We start from the raw sequence: 17,045 nt of genomic DNA, 5'->3' as shown, positions 1-17,045 counted from the left end.
TATAAAATCTCAAAAGGAAATTGTTTTCTGATGCATATTTCGTAATTTCGAATCCTGAAAATAATTATGATTTTATTATGGCAATTATTAGAGAATTAAACGGACATACTCCTAAATTCGGAGAAAATTGTTTTATTGCTGAAAATGCAGCGATCATCGGAGAAGTAGAAACGGGTGATAATTGTAGTATTTGGTACGGTGCCGTATTACGAGGAGATGTACATTATATAAAGATAGGCAATAATGTAAATATTCAGGATAATGCGACAATCCACGCTACCTATAAAAAGTCACCCACGAATATAGGTAATAATGTATCTATTGCACATAATGCGGTCGTTCACGGATGCACGATTCACGATAATGTACTGATCGGTATGGGAGCCATCGTACTGGATAATGCCGTTATAGAAAGCAATTCTATTGTTGCTGCAGGAAGTGTGGTAACCAAAGGTACCGTGGTCGAATCCGGCTGGGTATATGCCGGAGCCCCGGCCAAAAAGCTGAAAGAGATGGGACCGGAATTACTTCGTGACGAGGTGGAACGCATCGTGAACTCCTATTCCATGTATGCAAGCTGGTATAAATAATATAAAAATAACCTGTTATAAATTAATCGTCTGTTAATAAAATGAGTATCATAGTCTCTCCTTCCCTGCTATCTGCCGATTTCCTTCATTTAGCCAAAGATATAGAAATGGTTAACGAGAGTCCGGCAGACTGGTTTCATTTGGATATCATGGACGGGGTCTTCGTTCCGAACATATCTTACGGTTTACCACTCGTATCTCAAATAAAGAAGGCGGCCCGAAAACCATTGGATGTGCATTTGATGATCATTCAACCCGAACGTTACGTGGAAGCTTTTCACAAAGCGGGAGCCGATATATTGACGGTTCATTACGAAGCGTGCACACATTTACATCGGACTTTACAACAGATCAAATCGCTGGGAATGAAAGCCGGGGTAGCACTCAATCCGCATACTCCGGTACACGACTTAGACGATATCATTCAAGACATAGATGTGGTTTTGCTGATGAGTGTCAATCCCGGATTCGGAGGACAGTCTTTTATAGAAAGTACATTACAGAAAGTTACAAAACTCAAACAACTGATAAAAGAAACGACATCCTCCGCCTGTATAGAAGTCGATGGCGGTGTGAATTTCGAGACAGGGCGTCGTCTTGTGGAAGCCGGAGCCGATGCATTGGTAGCGGGGAGTTTCGTATTCAACTCTCCGGATCCGAAAAAAAATATAGAAGGACTAAAAAATTTATAATCCGCCGGTCGAAAGAGTGGAAAAACAAATAGTAAAACGATACGCTTATGTCTATGGGAACTATTATCAAACTGGAGCAAGCAGCTATCCGTCAACAAAAAAACACGGTATTGAAAAATGTTAACCTGGAGATTACAGAGGGCGAATTTGTCTACATCATCGGAAGAGTAGGTAGCGGAAAAACGTCTCTATTAAAAACATTATACGCGGAAATACCTTTGGAGTACGGAAAGGCGGAAGTTGCCGGATATAAGTTAGGTAAGATCAAAAAATCCCATATTGCCCTATTGCGACGGAAATGCGGTATTGTATTTCAAGACTTCAAACTACTTACGGATAGAAATGTTTACGCCAACTTGGAATTTGTATTGCGGGCAACAGGATGGAAAGACAAAAAAGCGATCCGGGAACGGATAGATGAAGTACTCGAAAAAGTGGAGATGCCGGATAAAAAAGATAAATTTCCACACCAGCTCTCCGGAGGTGAGCAACAACGTATTGTACTGGCTCGGGCTTTATTAAACGCCCCTCCCATTATCCTGGCAGACGAACCGACCGGAAATATAGACCCGGAAACTTCCTACCACTTGATCGAACTACTGAAAGACATTTGTGACAGCGGAAAAACGGTTATCATAGCAACCCACCAGTACGATCTGATCACCAAATTTCCCGGACGGGTTTTCCGATGTGAAAACGGCGCCATCTTTGAAGATCACTCTTTTTCTGACATTGTAGCAGAGAACCCGCCATTAAGCGAAGAAGAGATAGAAAATATAGTGGAAAGTAACCCGGAGGTTTTAGCTCGGAATTTGGAAAACGAGACTCCAACGACAGAGAACGTTATAAACACGGTTGAAAATATTCCCGTGGAAGAAGATGTTATGGAATCCTTGGAATCCGAACAAATGCCGACAGAACCGGAAAGCATGGAGGGAGAAAAAAGCGGATACACCTCTCTATCAGAAGGAAAACAGACAGATAAAAAAGAAAATGACCCGAACGATACGGTAGGAATCGAATTAATATAAGAAACAACCGATCGGCAAGTAATCGCTATCTGATATAATCGACAATTTAACATTCAATCTCATAGCGGCTTTGTTATAGCGACAGAAAAGGTATCGCGTAAATTGATAATTAAAATACCGCTCATGAGGTTAAAAACGATCATAAGCGGTATTACGATTTTACCAGACTTTGTTATTTATCTTTCGTGATCAACAGCCAAGCATCCGAAAATTCTGGATATTTTTCCCTTACCCGTATCAATTCGGCTCTTGCCGGAGCTTCTTCGTCAAAACCGGCAATACTTACCCGGTTCATTCCGGCATCATTTTTCATAATGATACTATTATACCCTTCACCGATCAAACGGTTCCGTAATCTGACAGCATTATCTTCATTGGAGAAACTTCCTACAATAACATTATACTTCTTCATAACATCACCGTGAGTCATAGTCACCTTTTCCTCTTTAGATACAACAGGTTTATTATTTGTTTTCTTTTCCTGTGTTTGTGTCGTCGGGACAGATTGTTCGTCTACGACTACCACGTCTTCCTCTTCTTCAAAAGGCGGAGCATATACTTTTTTATTCGTTCCGCAACTGGCTGCAACGACAGCCAACATAATTATTAGTACAATACTTTTCATTTTTCCCTTCTTTAAATGTTATCAATTTCTTATTTACGCAGAACAAAATTAATGATAAAAATCACATCATAATAAATTTTATTCAGAATTTTCGAACAATCTACGTTTTAGAATTAACTTTGTTCGTTTAAAAAGGACAAATAAACAAATTATACCATAAACAAAAGAAGTATGAAGAAACTATTCCTTTTCGTATGGATTATATTTTCCTTACAAGTGCAAGGACAAGTAATCCGGGAATGGATGAGTCTCCCTCCCATTCCGGTAGAAATGCCCGCCTTTCATGACCAAAAAAATGTGAACAACCTACTTTTCACCCCCGTTTCACTTTTAAAATTTTCGACGTTATCCGTTGAAAACCTATCTCCTGCACCGGGGAGGTCCGAACAAGAAACGGAAGGTCTCCAATGGAAATATTCAGATATGGCCGACGGGGAGGTCCGTTACTCCTCTCAAGAGAAAACCCCTTCTGTCGTCTATAACGCCGTTTATATGGCCAATACAGAATGGATGAATGGCAGTATGACCTTTTATTTCAATACCAATGCAGAAGTGTTTATAGACGGTGAAAAAGTACTCACTTTCGACACTTATAATGAAAAAGAAAAGACCATTTCAAAAGAGATAAATAGAAATTGGATTCCGGGTAAACATACGGTAATCGTAAAAAGTCTTGTACTCTCGCACACCCCGCAAACCTTATTTTCGGCGTCGTTCAAAGCAGGAGATGATTTCAAAAATATTCCCGTAGAGTTTACCCTTTCACCCATGAGGGGAAAAACTATTTACGATGTATTGAACGGAACCCGCGTTGAAAACATACAAACCTCCCCTTCAGGTAAATACCTGCTTTTGAGTAAAACAGAAATCATAAAAGGTAAAAGTAACCGAATAACCTATCTCTATCGGCTTTCCGATAAAGAAATTATTTACTCTTTTTACGGAAAAGAGGCAAGCGATATCACTTGGGTCCCGGGACAAGACAAACTCTCCTTTTTAATACAGGAAGGGAAAGGACACTCGCTTTATACCTATGATCCGGAAACCCGGTACCAAAAATGCCTCGTCAAAGCCGATCACTCGATTTCAGGATACGTATGGTCTCCCGATCGCACGTATCTGCTCTATTACCAACCGGAAGAGTATAGCGAGAAAGAGTGGGAATTACGTAAAGTTGAAGGTATGATGGATAGGCAACCTCATTTCCGTACCCGTTATTTCCTTTATAAATACGATTTCAAAAACGGACTCCACACCCGTTTAACATGGGGAAACCAAACCACGTCAATCATGGATATCAGCCATGACGGCAAAAAAGTTATTATTGCCACAAACCGTCCGGATTACAACGAATACCCGTATAGCAAACAATCCATTTACCTGATGGATATACCGTCAAACAAAACCGACACCCTATGGCAAGACCGCCTGGTCGATATTTATTGCTCTTTTTCTCCCGACGACAAACAGTTACTCGTGAGCGGAGGAGCTAACGCCTTTGGAAATACAGGTGTTAACATCCGTAAAGGACAGATTGTAAACGAATACGATACCCAACTGTTTATCTACGATCTAGCAACTCATCGGGTAAATCCGATTACCAAATATTTTAATCCTTCCGTCTCCGGTTCCTATTGGCATAAAGACGGCTCTATTTACATCATCGCAGGAGACACGGATTATATCCATCTGTTTCGTTACCAAAACGGAAAAATAGAACAGGTCAATTGCCCGGGAGACATCGTCCAAAGACTTTCTTTATCGGAGCAGGGAGACTGGGCCGTTTACACGGCTTCCGATCAAAGTTATCCCGCTCGGGTATACACGTTAAATCTCACGAACCTGAATACACAATTATGGGATAACCCGGCTGAAGAGCAGTACAAAGATGTTGTTTTCGGAGAGGTCAGGGATTGGGATTACCAATACAAGAAAAATACCACTATTGACGGACGTTACTATCTTCCGGCCAATTTCGATCCGACTAAAAAATATCCGATGATTGTCTATTATTACGGAGGAACTTCCCCTGTCGAAAGAACATTCGGAGGACGTTGGCCGTTTAATCTATACGCGGCGAACGGGTATGTCGTGTATGTTATGCAACCCTCTGGTACCACGGGGTTCGGGCAGGAGTTTTCCGCACGTCATCAAAACAACTGGGGAATCATCACGGCAGACGAGATCATCGCTTGCACGAAAGCCTTCTTAAAAGCACATCCGTTCGTCGATCCCCAGAAGGTAGGCTGCATGGGAGCCTCTTACGGCGGATTTACAACCATGCTTTTACAAACCCGCACCGACATATTCGCCTGTGCGATTTCCCATGCCGGAATCTCTTCTATTTCCAGCTATTGGGGAGAAGGGTATTGGGGATACAGTTACAGCACCCAGGCAGCAGCCCACTCCTTTCCCTGGAACCGAAAAGATATATACGTCAATCAAAGTCCCCTATTCAACGCGGACAAAGTGAAAAAACCGATCTTGTTACTACACGGAACTGCCGATGTGAACGTACCGACAGGAGAGAGTATTCAATTCTACACGGCATTGAAACTATTAGGTAAAGAGGTGGATTTGGTATTGATCAAAAATGCCGACCACACGGTGGTCGATTACAATCAACGAATCATATGGAATAATACCATCCTATCCTATTTTGCCAAATATTTGAAAAACCAGCCGGCATGGTGGGAAAATATGTATAAAGATAAAAATTTGTAATCATGTTCCGGGAAATTGAGCGTAAATTTCTGGTAAAAGGAGATTTTAAATCCCATGCATATGACAAGGTACGGGTCATACAGGGTTATCTCTCTTCCGTACCGGAACGTTCCGTGCGGGTACGAGTAAAAGGAGATAAAGCATACCTGACCGTAAAAGGTAAAGGAAACTCTACCGGAGCGAGTCGTTTTGAATGGGAAAAAGAGATACTCGTCGAAGAGGCCACAGAACTATTGTCCATTTGTGAACCCGGAATCATCGATAAAACCCGTTATTACATAAAAGCAGATAAATTCACGTACGAAATAGACGAATTTCACGGAACAAACGAAGGTTTGATTTTAGCGGAAATCGAGCTGGAGGATGAAAACGAAACTTTTCCAAAACCGGAATGGTTAGGAGAAGAAGTTACCGGAAAAGAAAGATATTACAATTCGATGCTAATCAAGCATCCTTATTCGGAATGGTAAATTAATAAAAAATCAGGATTTTATATCAATCCTGATTTTTATCGAATACCCACTATTTATTTTCTTGTTTTCCCATGGGAAAATCGTAACTTTGCGCAAAAATTTTAACAATATCTCAAAATATATAGGCATGGATAAGATCCTAAATCGAGCAGCGGACAACATCCGTATTCTTTCGGCCTCTATGGTTGAAAAAGCAAAATCTGGTCACCCTGGCGGAGCCATGGGTGGAGCCGACTTTGTAAATGTTTTGTACTCCCAATTTTTAAATTTTGATCCGGACGATATGAATTGGGCCAATAGAGATCGTTTTTTCCTCGATCCGGGCCACATGTCTCCGATGCTATATTCCATACTCAGCTTAGTAGGAACTTATAGTATGGAAGATCTACAGAACTTTCGTCAATGGGGAAGCGTGACCCCGGGACATCCCGAAGTAGATGTAAAACGAGGAGTCGAAAACACCTCCGGACCATTGGGACAGGGACATGCCATGGCCGTAGGCGCTGCTATCGCGGAGCGCTTTTTAGTGGCTCGATTCGGCGAATGGATGGCCCATAAAACTTATGCTTTTATTTCCGACGGAGGTATTCAGGAAGAAATCTCCCAAGGGGCCGGGCGTATTGCCGGAACATTGGGATTATCTAATCTGATCATGTTTTACGATGCCAACGAGGTACAACTCTCGACCCGCGTCAATGAAGTAACATGCGAGGATACGGCGATGAAATACAAAGCATGGGGATGGAACGTCATTACAATAAACGGAAATAACGCGAAAGAGATTATAGAGGCTCTGAAAGCTGCCAACAAAGAAAAAGAACGCCCTACCCTTATTATCGGGAAAACATTAATGGGCAAAGGGGCCTTGGGAGCTAATGGGGAAGATTTCTCCGACAAGGTTTCCACCCACGGACAACCTTTAAGCGGTGCGGGTGCCTCTATCGAGAAAACCATTGAAAACCTGGGAGGAGATCCTCAACACCCGTTTGTTGTATTTCCCGAAGTCAAAGAATTTTACGGCAAGGTATTAGAACAGAAGAGAGCTTACGCCAAAGCTAAAAAAGCAGAACAAGCCGCCTGGGAAAAAGCCAATCCGGAATTAGCCGCCAAATGGCATCAATTTCTATCCGGTAAAGCTCCCGAGATCGACTACAAGGCGATCGCACATAAACCCGGAATCGCAACTCGTGCCGCATCGGCAGACGTATTAGTCGAATTAGCCAAACAGGTTGAAAATATGATTGTCGGTTCCGCCGATTTAAGTAATTCAGATAAAACCGACGGATTCATCAAAGGCGGAGCCCGGAATCTGGTAAAAGGAGATTTCAGCGGAGCTTTCTTCCAGGCCGGAGTCGCCGAGTTAACCATGGCTGTTATCTGTAACGGAATTGCTTTACATGGTGGTATATTTGTGGCTTGTGGAACCTTCTTCGTGTTCTCAGACTATATGAAACCGGCTGTTCGTTTAGCCGCATTAATGGAAATTCCCGTGAAATTCATCTGGTCGCACGATGCTTTCCGGGTGGGAGAAGACGGACCTACCCATCAACCTATTGAACATGAAGCACAGCTTAGGTTAATGGAGAAACTTCATAATCACTCCGGTAAAATGAGCCTGTTAGCCCTTCGTCCGGCAGATGCCGCCGAAACATCAGTAGCATGGAAAATGGCAATGGAAAATATTTCCACCCCTACGGCGTTGATTCTTTCCCGGCAAAACATCAAAGATCTTCCGGGAGGATACGACGAAGCCCTGCAAGCGGAAAAGGGAGCATACGTGGTAACCAAAAACGCGGAAGATGTTGACATCGTATTGGTCGCTTCCGGTTCGGAAGTATCCACCTTATTGGAAGGAGCTCAACTACTGAAAGAACGTAAAGGCATATCTTCCCAAGTCGTATCCGTTATTTCCGAAGGATTATTCCGTGAGCAATCCTCAAAATACCAGGAAGAAGTTATTCCTGTAAATAAGCCTAAATACGGCTTGACAGCCGGCCTTTCCGTTACATTGGAAGGACTCGTCGGAGTAAACGGGCGAATTCATGGAGTAAATCACTTCGGCTATTCAGCCCCGGCAAAAGTATTGGACGAAAAGTTCGGGTTCACCGGAGAATATGTATACAACGAAGTATGCGAAATGCTAAAAAAATAATTTTTTAAAGGAATATAGGAAAAACGGGGATAGCATAATCCCCGTTTTTCTTTTTATTGGGCACACCCAAACACTTTTAGCGCACAAGAAAAAGAAGTCTATGTCCCTCCCGCTTCCTCTATTTATTAAGTATATTCTCTCCAATCCGATTTATCTGTATGACGGAAAAACAAAAAAAAATCTTGTATATCCCAAATATAGCGTTATCTTTGCACACGCAAAAACAGAAAGTCTTTGCCTATATTGCGGGATGGAGCAGTTGGTAGCTCGTTGGGCTCATAACCCAAAGGTCGTCTGTTCGAGTCAGGCTCCCGCTACGAAATCAAAAACCGTTCGAAAACAACATTCGGACGGTTTTCATTTTAGATGTATGATTAACTTCTGATCCCGTCATCTTTAAATCGTCAATCTAAAATCCGAAATCGTAAATCTTCCAATCCTTTACATCGTTTATTTTTCAATCAAACCATAATTATCCAGATATACTTCTCGTTTTACGGTATCGATAAATTCGGGTAAGCGTTCCGAGTGTCGGTTTCCCATAATCCAAAGCGGACAAGAATCCCGGACACCGTCATAAGATGGCTGTATATATTCCTCGTCCAGTACCTGATATCCGTTCCGTTGGTAATAACGAACACGTCGGGTAGTCATCTCGTCTCTTGTCGGCTCAACTTCCAGCAATCGGACTCCTTTAAGATGATTCGCCGCGTAATCCAGTACCTTTTGCCCGAGTTTTTTGTTCCGCATGGAAGGATATACTGCAAGATGCTCCAGATAATAAAAATCCTTCATGTCCCAATACACGAAAAAGCCACATAATTCACCGTCACATTCAATGGCATTAAAATACATATCGGATTTCTGTTTTATCATCCGTTTCAACTGTCCGATATCTCGTCTTTCTTCCACCGGAAAAGCATCCTCGTAAAGAGCAATCAAACGATCCAGGTTCCGATCGTCAGGATTTGTTATTCTAATCAAATTCATCATATCTTTTGTTATTTATGTCTGCTTAACAAAAAAGCGGGAAGCATTCTCTTGAAGGAAAACCCTTCCGGACGCGTAGCAAGAATCACTATAAATACCGCAAGTAACACGACGATTACTCCTAATAATTGTCCGGGTCCGAAACGTTCATTCAAGAATAAAATTCCCATACAAACAGCCGTCAACGGTTCCATACATCCCAAAATAGCGGTTGTCGTCGAACCGATATGCTGTATAGCCAATATTAACGTCAAATCGGAAATTAAAGTTGGAATAAGTGCCAATAAAAACAGATGTATTGCCGCCGAATAATCGGGAATCCTATCCAACCCCTCTCCTTTTACCAATAAATTCAATAAAAAAACAACCGCAGAAGCGAAAAGGATAAAAAAAGTCATCTTCAGCCCATCCATCTTCCGAACACAAGATTTATTTATCCCCACGATATAAACCGCATAAGTGAGTACCGTAGAGAGAACCATAAACAATCCTTTATAACTGATCACCCCGCCCCCTTCTCCGTTACTTAACAAATAAACTCCGGCAATCGCCATACAAGCGGCCATAATTACGGGTAACGAAGCCCGATCTTTGAAAAATACAATCATAATACCCGTGACAAGCACCGGATATAAAAAATGAATAGTGGTCGCTATCCCACTCGGAATATACAAATAAGAAGCTGTCAGGAAAAGTGCGGTCGATGCATATAAAGCTCCCAACACAAAAAAAGTCATTAGCTCTTTTCCTGAAACTCGAAAACTCTCCCGTTTAAAAAACAGATAGGAACCGATAACAAACGCCGATATCGCAAACCGGTAAAACAACACGGAATCCAATCCCACCCCATCCCGGATAACAGGAAGGGCGAACAAAGGAATCAAACCGAATGTGGATGAAGAAATCATCGCCAGAATAACACCTCTTACTTGTTTCATCTCAATACAAATTTACGTAACCGGTTAAATCCCGATTCGGACGCGAATGTCGATAAAATAAAGCGATTTCCGTTTTACATATGTAAAAAAATTACTGTATCCCCGCTCGGATCCGGCTTAAAGAGACCTGAGAAACTCCCAGGTAAGAAGCAATGTGGCGAAGGGGAACCTTCTGCAAAATTTCAGGCTCCCGGTCCACTAACAGATGATATCGACGAGCAGCAGAAAGGAAATAGCGTTCCATAAACATTTGCTCCAGTTTCAACACCACTCGGTCAGACATCCTCCTCCCCCAATTTGCCAATTCGACTTCCTGTTCGAAAAGCGCATTCAACCTTTTATTGGAAATCTTCATCAGGGCACACTCCTCCACCAACTCGATATTCTCATAACCGACCGAATCAAATAGATAAGCATTCATAGATAATAGAGACATACCCTCCGAAGCAAACCAGATGGTTACCTCTTTTCCCTCTTTATAGAAAAAACCTCGGGCAAAGCCCTTTACAATAAAATAAGTGTATTTTTCTATTGTTCCTTCACGAATCAAAACATGCCCCTTAGGTAACGAGATGAATTCCATCTGCTCCAAAAAAAGATTCAAAACCGTATCGGAAAGCGGATACACCTCTCTTATTTTTCTAATAAACGTTTCCATAAACCGACCTTTCCGCAAAGATAGGAAAACAAAACATAGGGAAGTTGATAAAACGATTAATTTATTTACCTGAATATTTGGATTCATAAAATTAAATAGCTATCTTTGCACTCGCAAAAACAGAAAGTCTTTGCCTGTATTGCGGGATGGAGCAGTTGGTAGCTCGTTGGGCTCATAACCCAAAGGTCGTCTGTTCGAGTCAGGCTCCCGCTACAACTTAAAGAGAATCATTCAAATGGTTCTCTTTTTTTATTTAGAAAAAATAAACATTATCTATGTTTTGATAAATATTATTAATACACAGGATTCAACGTATTTTTTGCAACTGACAATTAATTCATTATCTTTGCAAAATGTAACCTAAATAGATACTAAAATGAAAACCAAAATTGTGACCACGGGAATTATTGTTTTTACCGCTATATTCATGGGATGTACGGATAAAGACATGTCGAAAACCACTCCTCCGGGAGATGGAAATACATTCGACTTTCATACAGCAAATAACATAACAGCAAACGTAGCTTATTCCGTCCCGGAAGGATATGCCCTAACGTTTGAAGCTTATGCGGAAGATCCGATAGAGATTGTAAACAATGAACCCGTAAAAAAAGAGGGTTTGAAAAACTTATTCAAAGGAATGACGGATAATGACGGAAATTATTCGGAATTAGTTCAGATTCCCGCATCCGTAAAAGAGATATACTTGTATACTAATGCGGTAGGTGTTCCTTCTGTAACAAAATATTCACTTGATGGAACACAAGCGAAATCTAAGTCTGTTGCCTCCCGGGCAGGAGAGACGGATTATATCTATTCTACCCACCCGAGCGAATTGAAAATAGTAAACGACGGTAAGTGGAATGCCAAAGGTATTCCGAGTTATTTAGGTACCCCCAAAGCAGTTTCTGCTGGTGCTTTAAAAATGATCAACGCAACCTTGGGTACGAATAACAGCAATTTGGAGGATTATATAGCCGGAAGCGGAGAAGCCAACATTAATATTGTCAAAGACGGGGCGGTTGTGGACTTAGTTGTTGTTCACAATAGTGGAATTACGGTAACCAACACCGTAGGATACTATTATTATGATACCCAGAATCCACCAACTTCTGTTGACGATTTCCAAAAAATTGTACTGTTCCCTAACGCAACATTTGCCCCGAAGGCAGGCCTGCAACTGGGGGATCAGGTTCGATTGAAGTACTGGGACGAAACCACTCAAAGTTGGATCGAACAATTCCCTAAAGGAATAACCATCGGATGGTTTATGTTAGTAGGAGGTTACGACGCAACGAATTATGCCATATCCGAATCGAACAGTTGGAGGGTATATGCTTATTCGAACACGGAATTCAACGATTTACAAAGAAAACACAATATTATTATCCGCGAGCCCAACACGAAAATCCGCTATATCGGTTTTGAAGATAAAAATTTTGATCAGGCAGACTATCGTGATTTCATATTCTGCATCGACGCAGATCCCTCGTACGTAGAATACAATGACGATGATAAACCGGACGGAAAAGACATGACGGATAGCGACGGAGACGGCGTTCCAGATGTAGACGACGAATTTCCGGATGATCCTTCGTTAGCTTATACCATAAAATACAACGGAACGGTTGCTTTTGAGGATATATGGCCTTATCAGGGAGACTATGATATGAACGACGTTGTGATGGAATACAATACCACACACTACCTGAATGCCCGCAATTTAATCGTTAAAGTAAAAGACGAATGGACTTTAAAGAATGACGGAGCCAAATATACAAACGGTTTCGGATATCAATACGGAACGTCACCCAATATGATCCGGACACTGAACATAACGTCCAATTATACGACTCCTACCCGATTCAGTTTGAACAACAAAGGTTTGGAAAACAACCAAACCAATGCAACGGTTATTCTGTTTGACGATGCAGAAGACGTGGTTAAAACCGGAAAAGATATGGTTTTTACCGTGGAAATAACTTTGAGCGGGATGAAATCCAGTGAGCTAAGTTTACCTCCCTATAATCCATTTATTATCGTTGAATCCGATAAGCAAAGAGGACATGAGGTACACCTGCCTAATCACAAACCGACGGATTTGATGGATATGAGCCTCCTACATTACGGACACGATCTTTCCGAACCGGCAAAAGGACTCTACTTCATCTCCAATAACTATTTCCCGTTCGCGATTCATATCGTGGGTACCTCTTTTGATTTCCCGAGAGAGGGACAACGTATCGATGAGGCGTTCCCACAGTATACCCGATGGGCAACCTCGAACGGAACAGAAAACTTGGAATGGTATAAACATAAAAAATAATTACAAAAGGGTACTGAAATCAGTACCCTTTATTTTTAAATCATATGGAACCCCAAGAATTATTAGACCTCTTTTTACACCGACAAAGTGTCAGAGAATATACCCGTGAGCCCATACCGGAAGAGAGCTTATCGAGATGCATCGAAGCTGCACGCCTGGCTCCTTCTGCCTGTAATGCACAACCGTGGAAATTCGTTATCGTTAAAGACCCCGACTTAAAGAATAAGGTCGCAGATGCCACATCGGGAGGTATCCTCCCCATGAATCATTTTACCAAACAGGCTCCTGTTATTGTCGTTATGGTCAGAGAAAAGGCAAACATCTCTTCCCGTATCGGTCAAACGTTAAAAGACAAGGATTTTACCTTAATCGACAACGGAATTGCGGCTATACAGTTTTGTCTGCAAGCTACCGCCGAAGGATTGGGAACTTGCATCATGGGATGGTTTAATGAAAAAAAGATAAAGGATTTACTACATATTCCATCGCATAAAAGAGTTGAATTGATCATACCTATCGGACATCCAGCCGATCAGACCATTCGTCCCAAGATTCGTAAAAATACGGAGCAAATCAGCTCCATCGACAGCTACAAATAAAACTAAAAGTCCAGCTGTAATTGAGTGTTGAACCCGACAGGATATATTTTATTCATGTTAACATACCAAATATATCCTTTCACCTCTTTATATCCCATTTGTCTCAATGTCTTACAATAGAACCCCACTTGTTTCTGGTAATTCTCCTCCTCCTTATATCCGAACTTATAATCTACGATAACGACCTTATTACCGTCAAACATGACCCGGTCGGGCCGAGCTTTTATTGCATTCGTAAAAAGGATGTCCCGCTCGGTAACGACACGATAACTGCCATCGAACCAAGAGGCTACCGGAACACGATCTAAATAACCGAGTAACTTTTCCCGGTAAATCTCTTTTTCATCGTAATGAATCAACCCGGAACGATATACCTCATTTACAGCCCGGTCTATATCCGTCGTTTTCTCGATACGCCGGAAAAGTTCATGTAACAATTTTCCTTCGTCTACCGCCGAATTTCCCTTCTCTTCCACATCCGTGTAATCTTCGTATTTATAACGCACCCGAATTCGATCTTCCAAATCGAAAACCGGATACTCTTCTAATGTAATTCTGTTATTTCCCGTCTCTTTTCCACCCCCGCTCAAAATACCATATTCTCCTATGCTTAATCGTTTTTCCTCACGATTCCATCCGGATAATAACTGAGCCGCATCAAGCTTTTCCAATACTTGATACAAAAAGGCTCCGATATCCGCCGGTCGCCCTTCCTTACTGATCTTAGGAGCATAAGGAAAAACATGTAATACTCTCTTCGCTCTCGTCAAAGCAACATACAAAAGATTCAAATTATCGACATAAGTCTTCATATGCTCTTCCAGATAAGCCTCTTTAAAATGACTATCCGACAATTTTGAAGAGTAATTCAGAGGTGCGTATTCTAAATCATTGAATCCCTCTTCCTTATTATCGCACCAAAGGCGGCGGGTATGTCTCATATCATCCAAATCCCAGTTACAAAAAGGAATGATCACCGTATCAAATTCCAAACCCTTGGACTTATGAATGGTCAATATCCGAACAGAATTTGTCTCTTCCGAAGTGGAAAGTACTTTTTTATCCTTCTCTTTTTCCCACCATTCCAAAAACACGGGTATACTGCTTGTATTGTTTTCTTCGTATTCGAACAGGATATCCTGAAAAGCAATCAAATAAGGCAGCTCCTCTGCCCGATCCCTCAGTTCCATCGATTCGATAATGGTTTCCACCATTTCATACAGAGATCCGGTGGTCAATCGGTTTATCTCCCGCAAAAAAGGAATATCCAGACACGCCCGGAAAGTCTCTTCAGCAGAGACTGATTTAAACAGCGTATCCTGGTCAACGGATTCTTCTTTTCTGACATAGGTAAAATAGTGGTGTAACAAAACAGCCCGGTTCACCAAATCGTAAGGAGCCATGACGTATTTTAACACACTAACAATCAAAACGACATACGGAGAAGCCGCCACGTATAAGGAATCATTTGAAATAAAAGGAATAGATGTCTCCGGGTGTACCCGATTATACTCTATGATATAATCAGCAACAAAAGCCCCCTCTTTACCGTTCCTCACAAGGATTACACTATTTTTCAATTCTTCTCCTCTCCTCATATTATCTTGAACGACTTCGACAACGGCTTCCATAATAGCATCCGCACTTCCTTCTTCTTGTTTATCTTTCCCGTATCTGATCTGAATACAACCTCGCTCATCACGTCTTACTTTCTGTTCCGAATAGGCATAAGCCTCCAAAATAGAAGAAGAGTAATTGTTATCTCCCTCTTCCTCGTCATACATCTCCTTTAATTGTAAAGCCGCCTGAGAAAACAGCAGGTTATTGAACATTACGATTTCTCCCGCACTTCGCCAATTGTATTCCAAAACCTCATTGCAAATCCCAAACGTCTTAAAATCTTTCTCCACACCGGAGGCTAACAAACGCCAGTCGCCGTTTCTCCATCGATAGATACTCTGTTTTACATCCCCTACTACCAAAGCCTTTCCACCTTCGGATAACGTATTTACAATTAATGGCCGGAAATTGGACCATTGCATGGTAGAGGTATCTTGAAACTCGTCAATCATGACGTGCTTATAGAAATTTCCTGTTTTTTCAAATAAAAAAGAGGTATCGTTGGCGGCAATGAGTACGTTTAATATCCGGGTAGTATCACTTAGTAACATAAGACCTTTCTCCTCGCAATAAGCTCGGATCTCCTGATACAAATCATTCAATATACCTAACTGGTAAAGATTATCGAGTAGCAATCTGGCAGAATGGTAATCCGCCATATACTCGTCATAAAATTGAATACTCTCTTTCAACCAGTCATTTAGGGTCGGATAAAGGTCCTCTATTCTGACCTGAATTTCCGGATACTGTTTTTTAGCTATCCATGCATCGGGATTATCGACAGCTCTTCGGGTAGAATCCGTTATATTACTCAAATTTTTGTCCCTTAATTTATAGAAATGATTAATAACTCCCCGTTTCCCATTTTTAAAATCTTCTACCCGCAAATCTTTTGTCTCTATCAAATGGCATGCTCTCTTACCATACTCTTCCAATTGTTTTTCAAAACGTTTTATAATACTTTGCAAAAACAACCGATAAGCCTTCAAAAAATCCCGGTTACCGAACTTTTGCTGAACGGTCTTGTCAAACAACATGTAATTTTCTCCGAACAATTCTTTTCCCAATTCCGCAATCTTCCCTTTCACACTCCACGACTTAGCCTCTTCCACGCTATTGTTCATCAACTCGGTAATCCAAACCCTCAGTTCCTTATCCTCGTTCATCCGTTGCATAATCTGATCAACCGCTCTTAACAGCACATAATCACTATCCAATTCCACGTTATAACCGGGAAATATTCCCAACTCTTTCGTAAATGCCTTAATGATTCGTTGAAAAAAACGATCTATGGTAGTTACGGACAAACGACCGTAATCATGTAGAATGAACGTACGCAATACAACCGCCCGCTCTTTCACCTGTTCATCAGATAAACGTAAAGTCGATTTTAAAGCCTCCCTGTAATCACTCTTTTCACCTTCTGCCAATTTATTCAATTCCCGAATAATACGGGATTTCATCTCTTCCGTCGCCTTATTCGTAAAAGTGACGGCCAGCACATTCTTGTATTCTAAAGGCGAAGCAAAGACTATCTTAAAATATTCCATTGTCAGGGCAAAAGTCTTTCCCGCTCCGGCAGAAGCCCTGTATATCTTCAATTTGGACATTAAAACCGAAATTAAAA

12 protein-coding genes, 2 tRNA genes and 1 pseudogene are annotated in these 17,045 nt (G+C 41.5%); 10 read left to right on the top strand and 5 right to left on the bottom strand.

Features of this window, described 5'->3' with window-relative positions; all coding sequences use genetic code 11:
- Positions 1 to 77: 77 nt before the first annotated feature.
- The 3 genes and pseudogenes from QZR76_RS00840 to QZR76_RS00830 all read left to right on the top strand — a co-directional run.
- The gene (locus QZR76_RS00840) at positions 78 to 590 is read left to right on the top strand and encodes a gamma carbonic anhydrase family protein (protein WP_294139525.1); all 513 of its coding nucleotides are present in this window, start codon (positions 78 to 80) and stop codon (positions 588 to 590) included.
- 41 nt (positions 591 to 631) lie between these two features.
- A complete protein-coding gene (rpe, locus tag QZR76_RS00835; protein ID WP_294139524.1) occupies positions 632 to 1,282 on the top strand; it encodes a ribulose-phosphate 3-epimerase in 651 nt (216 codons plus the stop codon).
- Positions 1,283 to 1,329: 47 nt separating this feature from the next.
- Positions 1,330 to 1,974 (top strand): annotated as a pseudogene (locus QZR76_RS00830) (ATP-binding cassette domain-containing protein); the annotation flags it as partial.
- A 511-nt stretch (positions 1,975 to 2,485) separates the two neighbouring features.
- Here the strand turns inward: QZR76_RS00830 and QZR76_RS00825 are convergent.
- Positions 2,486 to 2,938: an SPOR domain-containing protein gene (locus QZR76_RS00825; protein ID WP_294139522.1), complete on the bottom strand. Its 453-nt coding sequence runs from the start codon at positions 2,936 to 2,938 to the stop codon at positions 2,486 to 2,488.
- 171 nt (positions 2,939 to 3,109) lie between these two features.
- Here QZR76_RS00825 and QZR76_RS00820 point away from each other — a divergent pair, with 171 nt between their 5' ends.
- The 4 genes from QZR76_RS00820 to QZR76_RS00805 all read left to right on the top strand — a co-directional run bounded on the left by QZR76_RS00820 (position 3,110) and on the right by QZR76_RS00805 (position 8,604).
- Positions 3,110 to 5,662 carry a prolyl oligopeptidase family serine peptidase gene (locus QZR76_RS00820; RefSeq protein ID WP_294139520.1) on the top strand — a complete coding sequence of 851 codons (2,553 nt, stop codon included), beginning with the start codon at positions 3,110 to 3,112 and terminating at the stop codon, positions 5,660 to 5,662.
- A 2-nt stretch (positions 5,663 to 5,664) separates the two neighbouring features.
- A complete protein-coding gene (locus QZR76_RS00815) occupies positions 5,665 to 6,132 on the top strand; it encodes a CYTH domain-containing protein (protein ID WP_294139517.1) in 468 nt (155 codons plus the stop codon).
- A 124-nt stretch (positions 6,133 to 6,256) separates the two neighbouring features.
- Complete coding sequence (locus QZR76_RS00810) at positions 6,257 to 8,287, top strand: transketolase (RefSeq protein WP_294139603.1); 2,031 nt, start codon at positions 6,257 to 6,259, stop codon at positions 8,285 to 8,287.
- A gap of 244 nt (positions 8,288 to 8,531) precedes the next feature.
- Positions 8,532 to 8,604, top strand: a tRNA-Met gene (locus QZR76_RS00805).
- Between the two features lie 133 nt (positions 8,605 to 8,737).
- On the opposite strand, the gene QZR76_RS00800 is transcribed toward QZR76_RS00805, so the two are convergent.
- The 3 genes from QZR76_RS00800 to QZR76_RS00790 all read right to left on the bottom strand — a co-directional run bounded on the left by QZR76_RS00800 (position 8,738) and on the right by QZR76_RS00790 (position 10,873).
- Positions 8,738 to 9,280: a GNAT family N-acetyltransferase gene (locus tag QZR76_RS00800; RefSeq protein ID WP_294139515.1), complete on the bottom strand. Its 543-nt coding sequence runs from the start codon at positions 9,278 to 9,280 to the stop codon at positions 8,738 to 8,740.
- Between the two features lie 8 nt (positions 9,281 to 9,288).
- Positions 9,289 to 10,215: a DMT family transporter gene (locus QZR76_RS00795; protein ID WP_294139511.1), complete on the bottom strand. Its 927-nt coding sequence runs from the start codon at positions 10,213 to 10,215 to the stop codon at positions 9,289 to 9,291.
- A 91-nt stretch (positions 10,216 to 10,306) separates the two neighbouring features.
- Positions 10,307 to 10,873, bottom strand: a complete 567-nt coding sequence (locus QZR76_RS00790; RefSeq protein ID WP_294139508.1) for a Crp/Fnr family transcriptional regulator — start codon at positions 10,871 to 10,873, stop codon at positions 10,307 to 10,309.
- Between the two features lie 140 nt (positions 10,874 to 11,013).
- Here QZR76_RS00790 and QZR76_RS00785 point away from each other — a divergent pair.
- The 3 genes from QZR76_RS00785 to QZR76_RS00775 all read left to right on the top strand — a co-directional run bounded on the left by QZR76_RS00785 (position 11,014) and on the right by QZR76_RS00775 (position 13,798).
- Positions 11,014 to 11,086, top strand: a tRNA-Met gene (locus tag QZR76_RS00785).
- Positions 11,087 to 11,249: 163 nt separating this feature from the next.
- Positions 11,250 to 13,199 (top strand): LruC domain-containing protein, encoded by a 1,950-nt coding sequence (locus QZR76_RS00780; protein ID WP_294139506.1) that lies wholly within the window; start codon positions 11,250 to 11,252, stop codon positions 13,197 to 13,199.
- 44 nt (positions 13,200 to 13,243) lie between these two features.
- The gene (locus QZR76_RS00775) at positions 13,244 to 13,798 is read left to right on the top strand and encodes a nitroreductase family protein (protein WP_294139503.1); all 555 of its coding nucleotides are present in this window, start codon (positions 13,244 to 13,246) and stop codon (positions 13,796 to 13,798) included.
- A gap of 2 nt (positions 13,799 to 13,800) precedes the next feature.
- On the opposite strand, the gene QZR76_RS00770 is transcribed toward QZR76_RS00775, so the two are convergent.
- On the bottom strand, positions 13,801 to 17,028 hold the full coding sequence (locus tag QZR76_RS00770; protein WP_294139501.1) for a UvrD-helicase domain-containing protein: 3,228 nt from the start codon (positions 17,026 to 17,028) through the stop codon (positions 13,801 to 13,803).
- Positions 17,029 to 17,045 lie beyond the last annotated feature (17 nt).

It is taken from the genome of uncultured Sanguibacteroides sp. (genome assembly GCF_900543425.1).
Classification (GTDB): domain Bacteria; phylum Bacteroidota; class Bacteroidia; order Bacteroidales; family Marinifilaceae; genus Gabonibacter.
The sequence above is the reverse complement of the archived record's forward strand: the minus strand, read 5'-3'. Positions and strand labels throughout refer to the sequence as shown.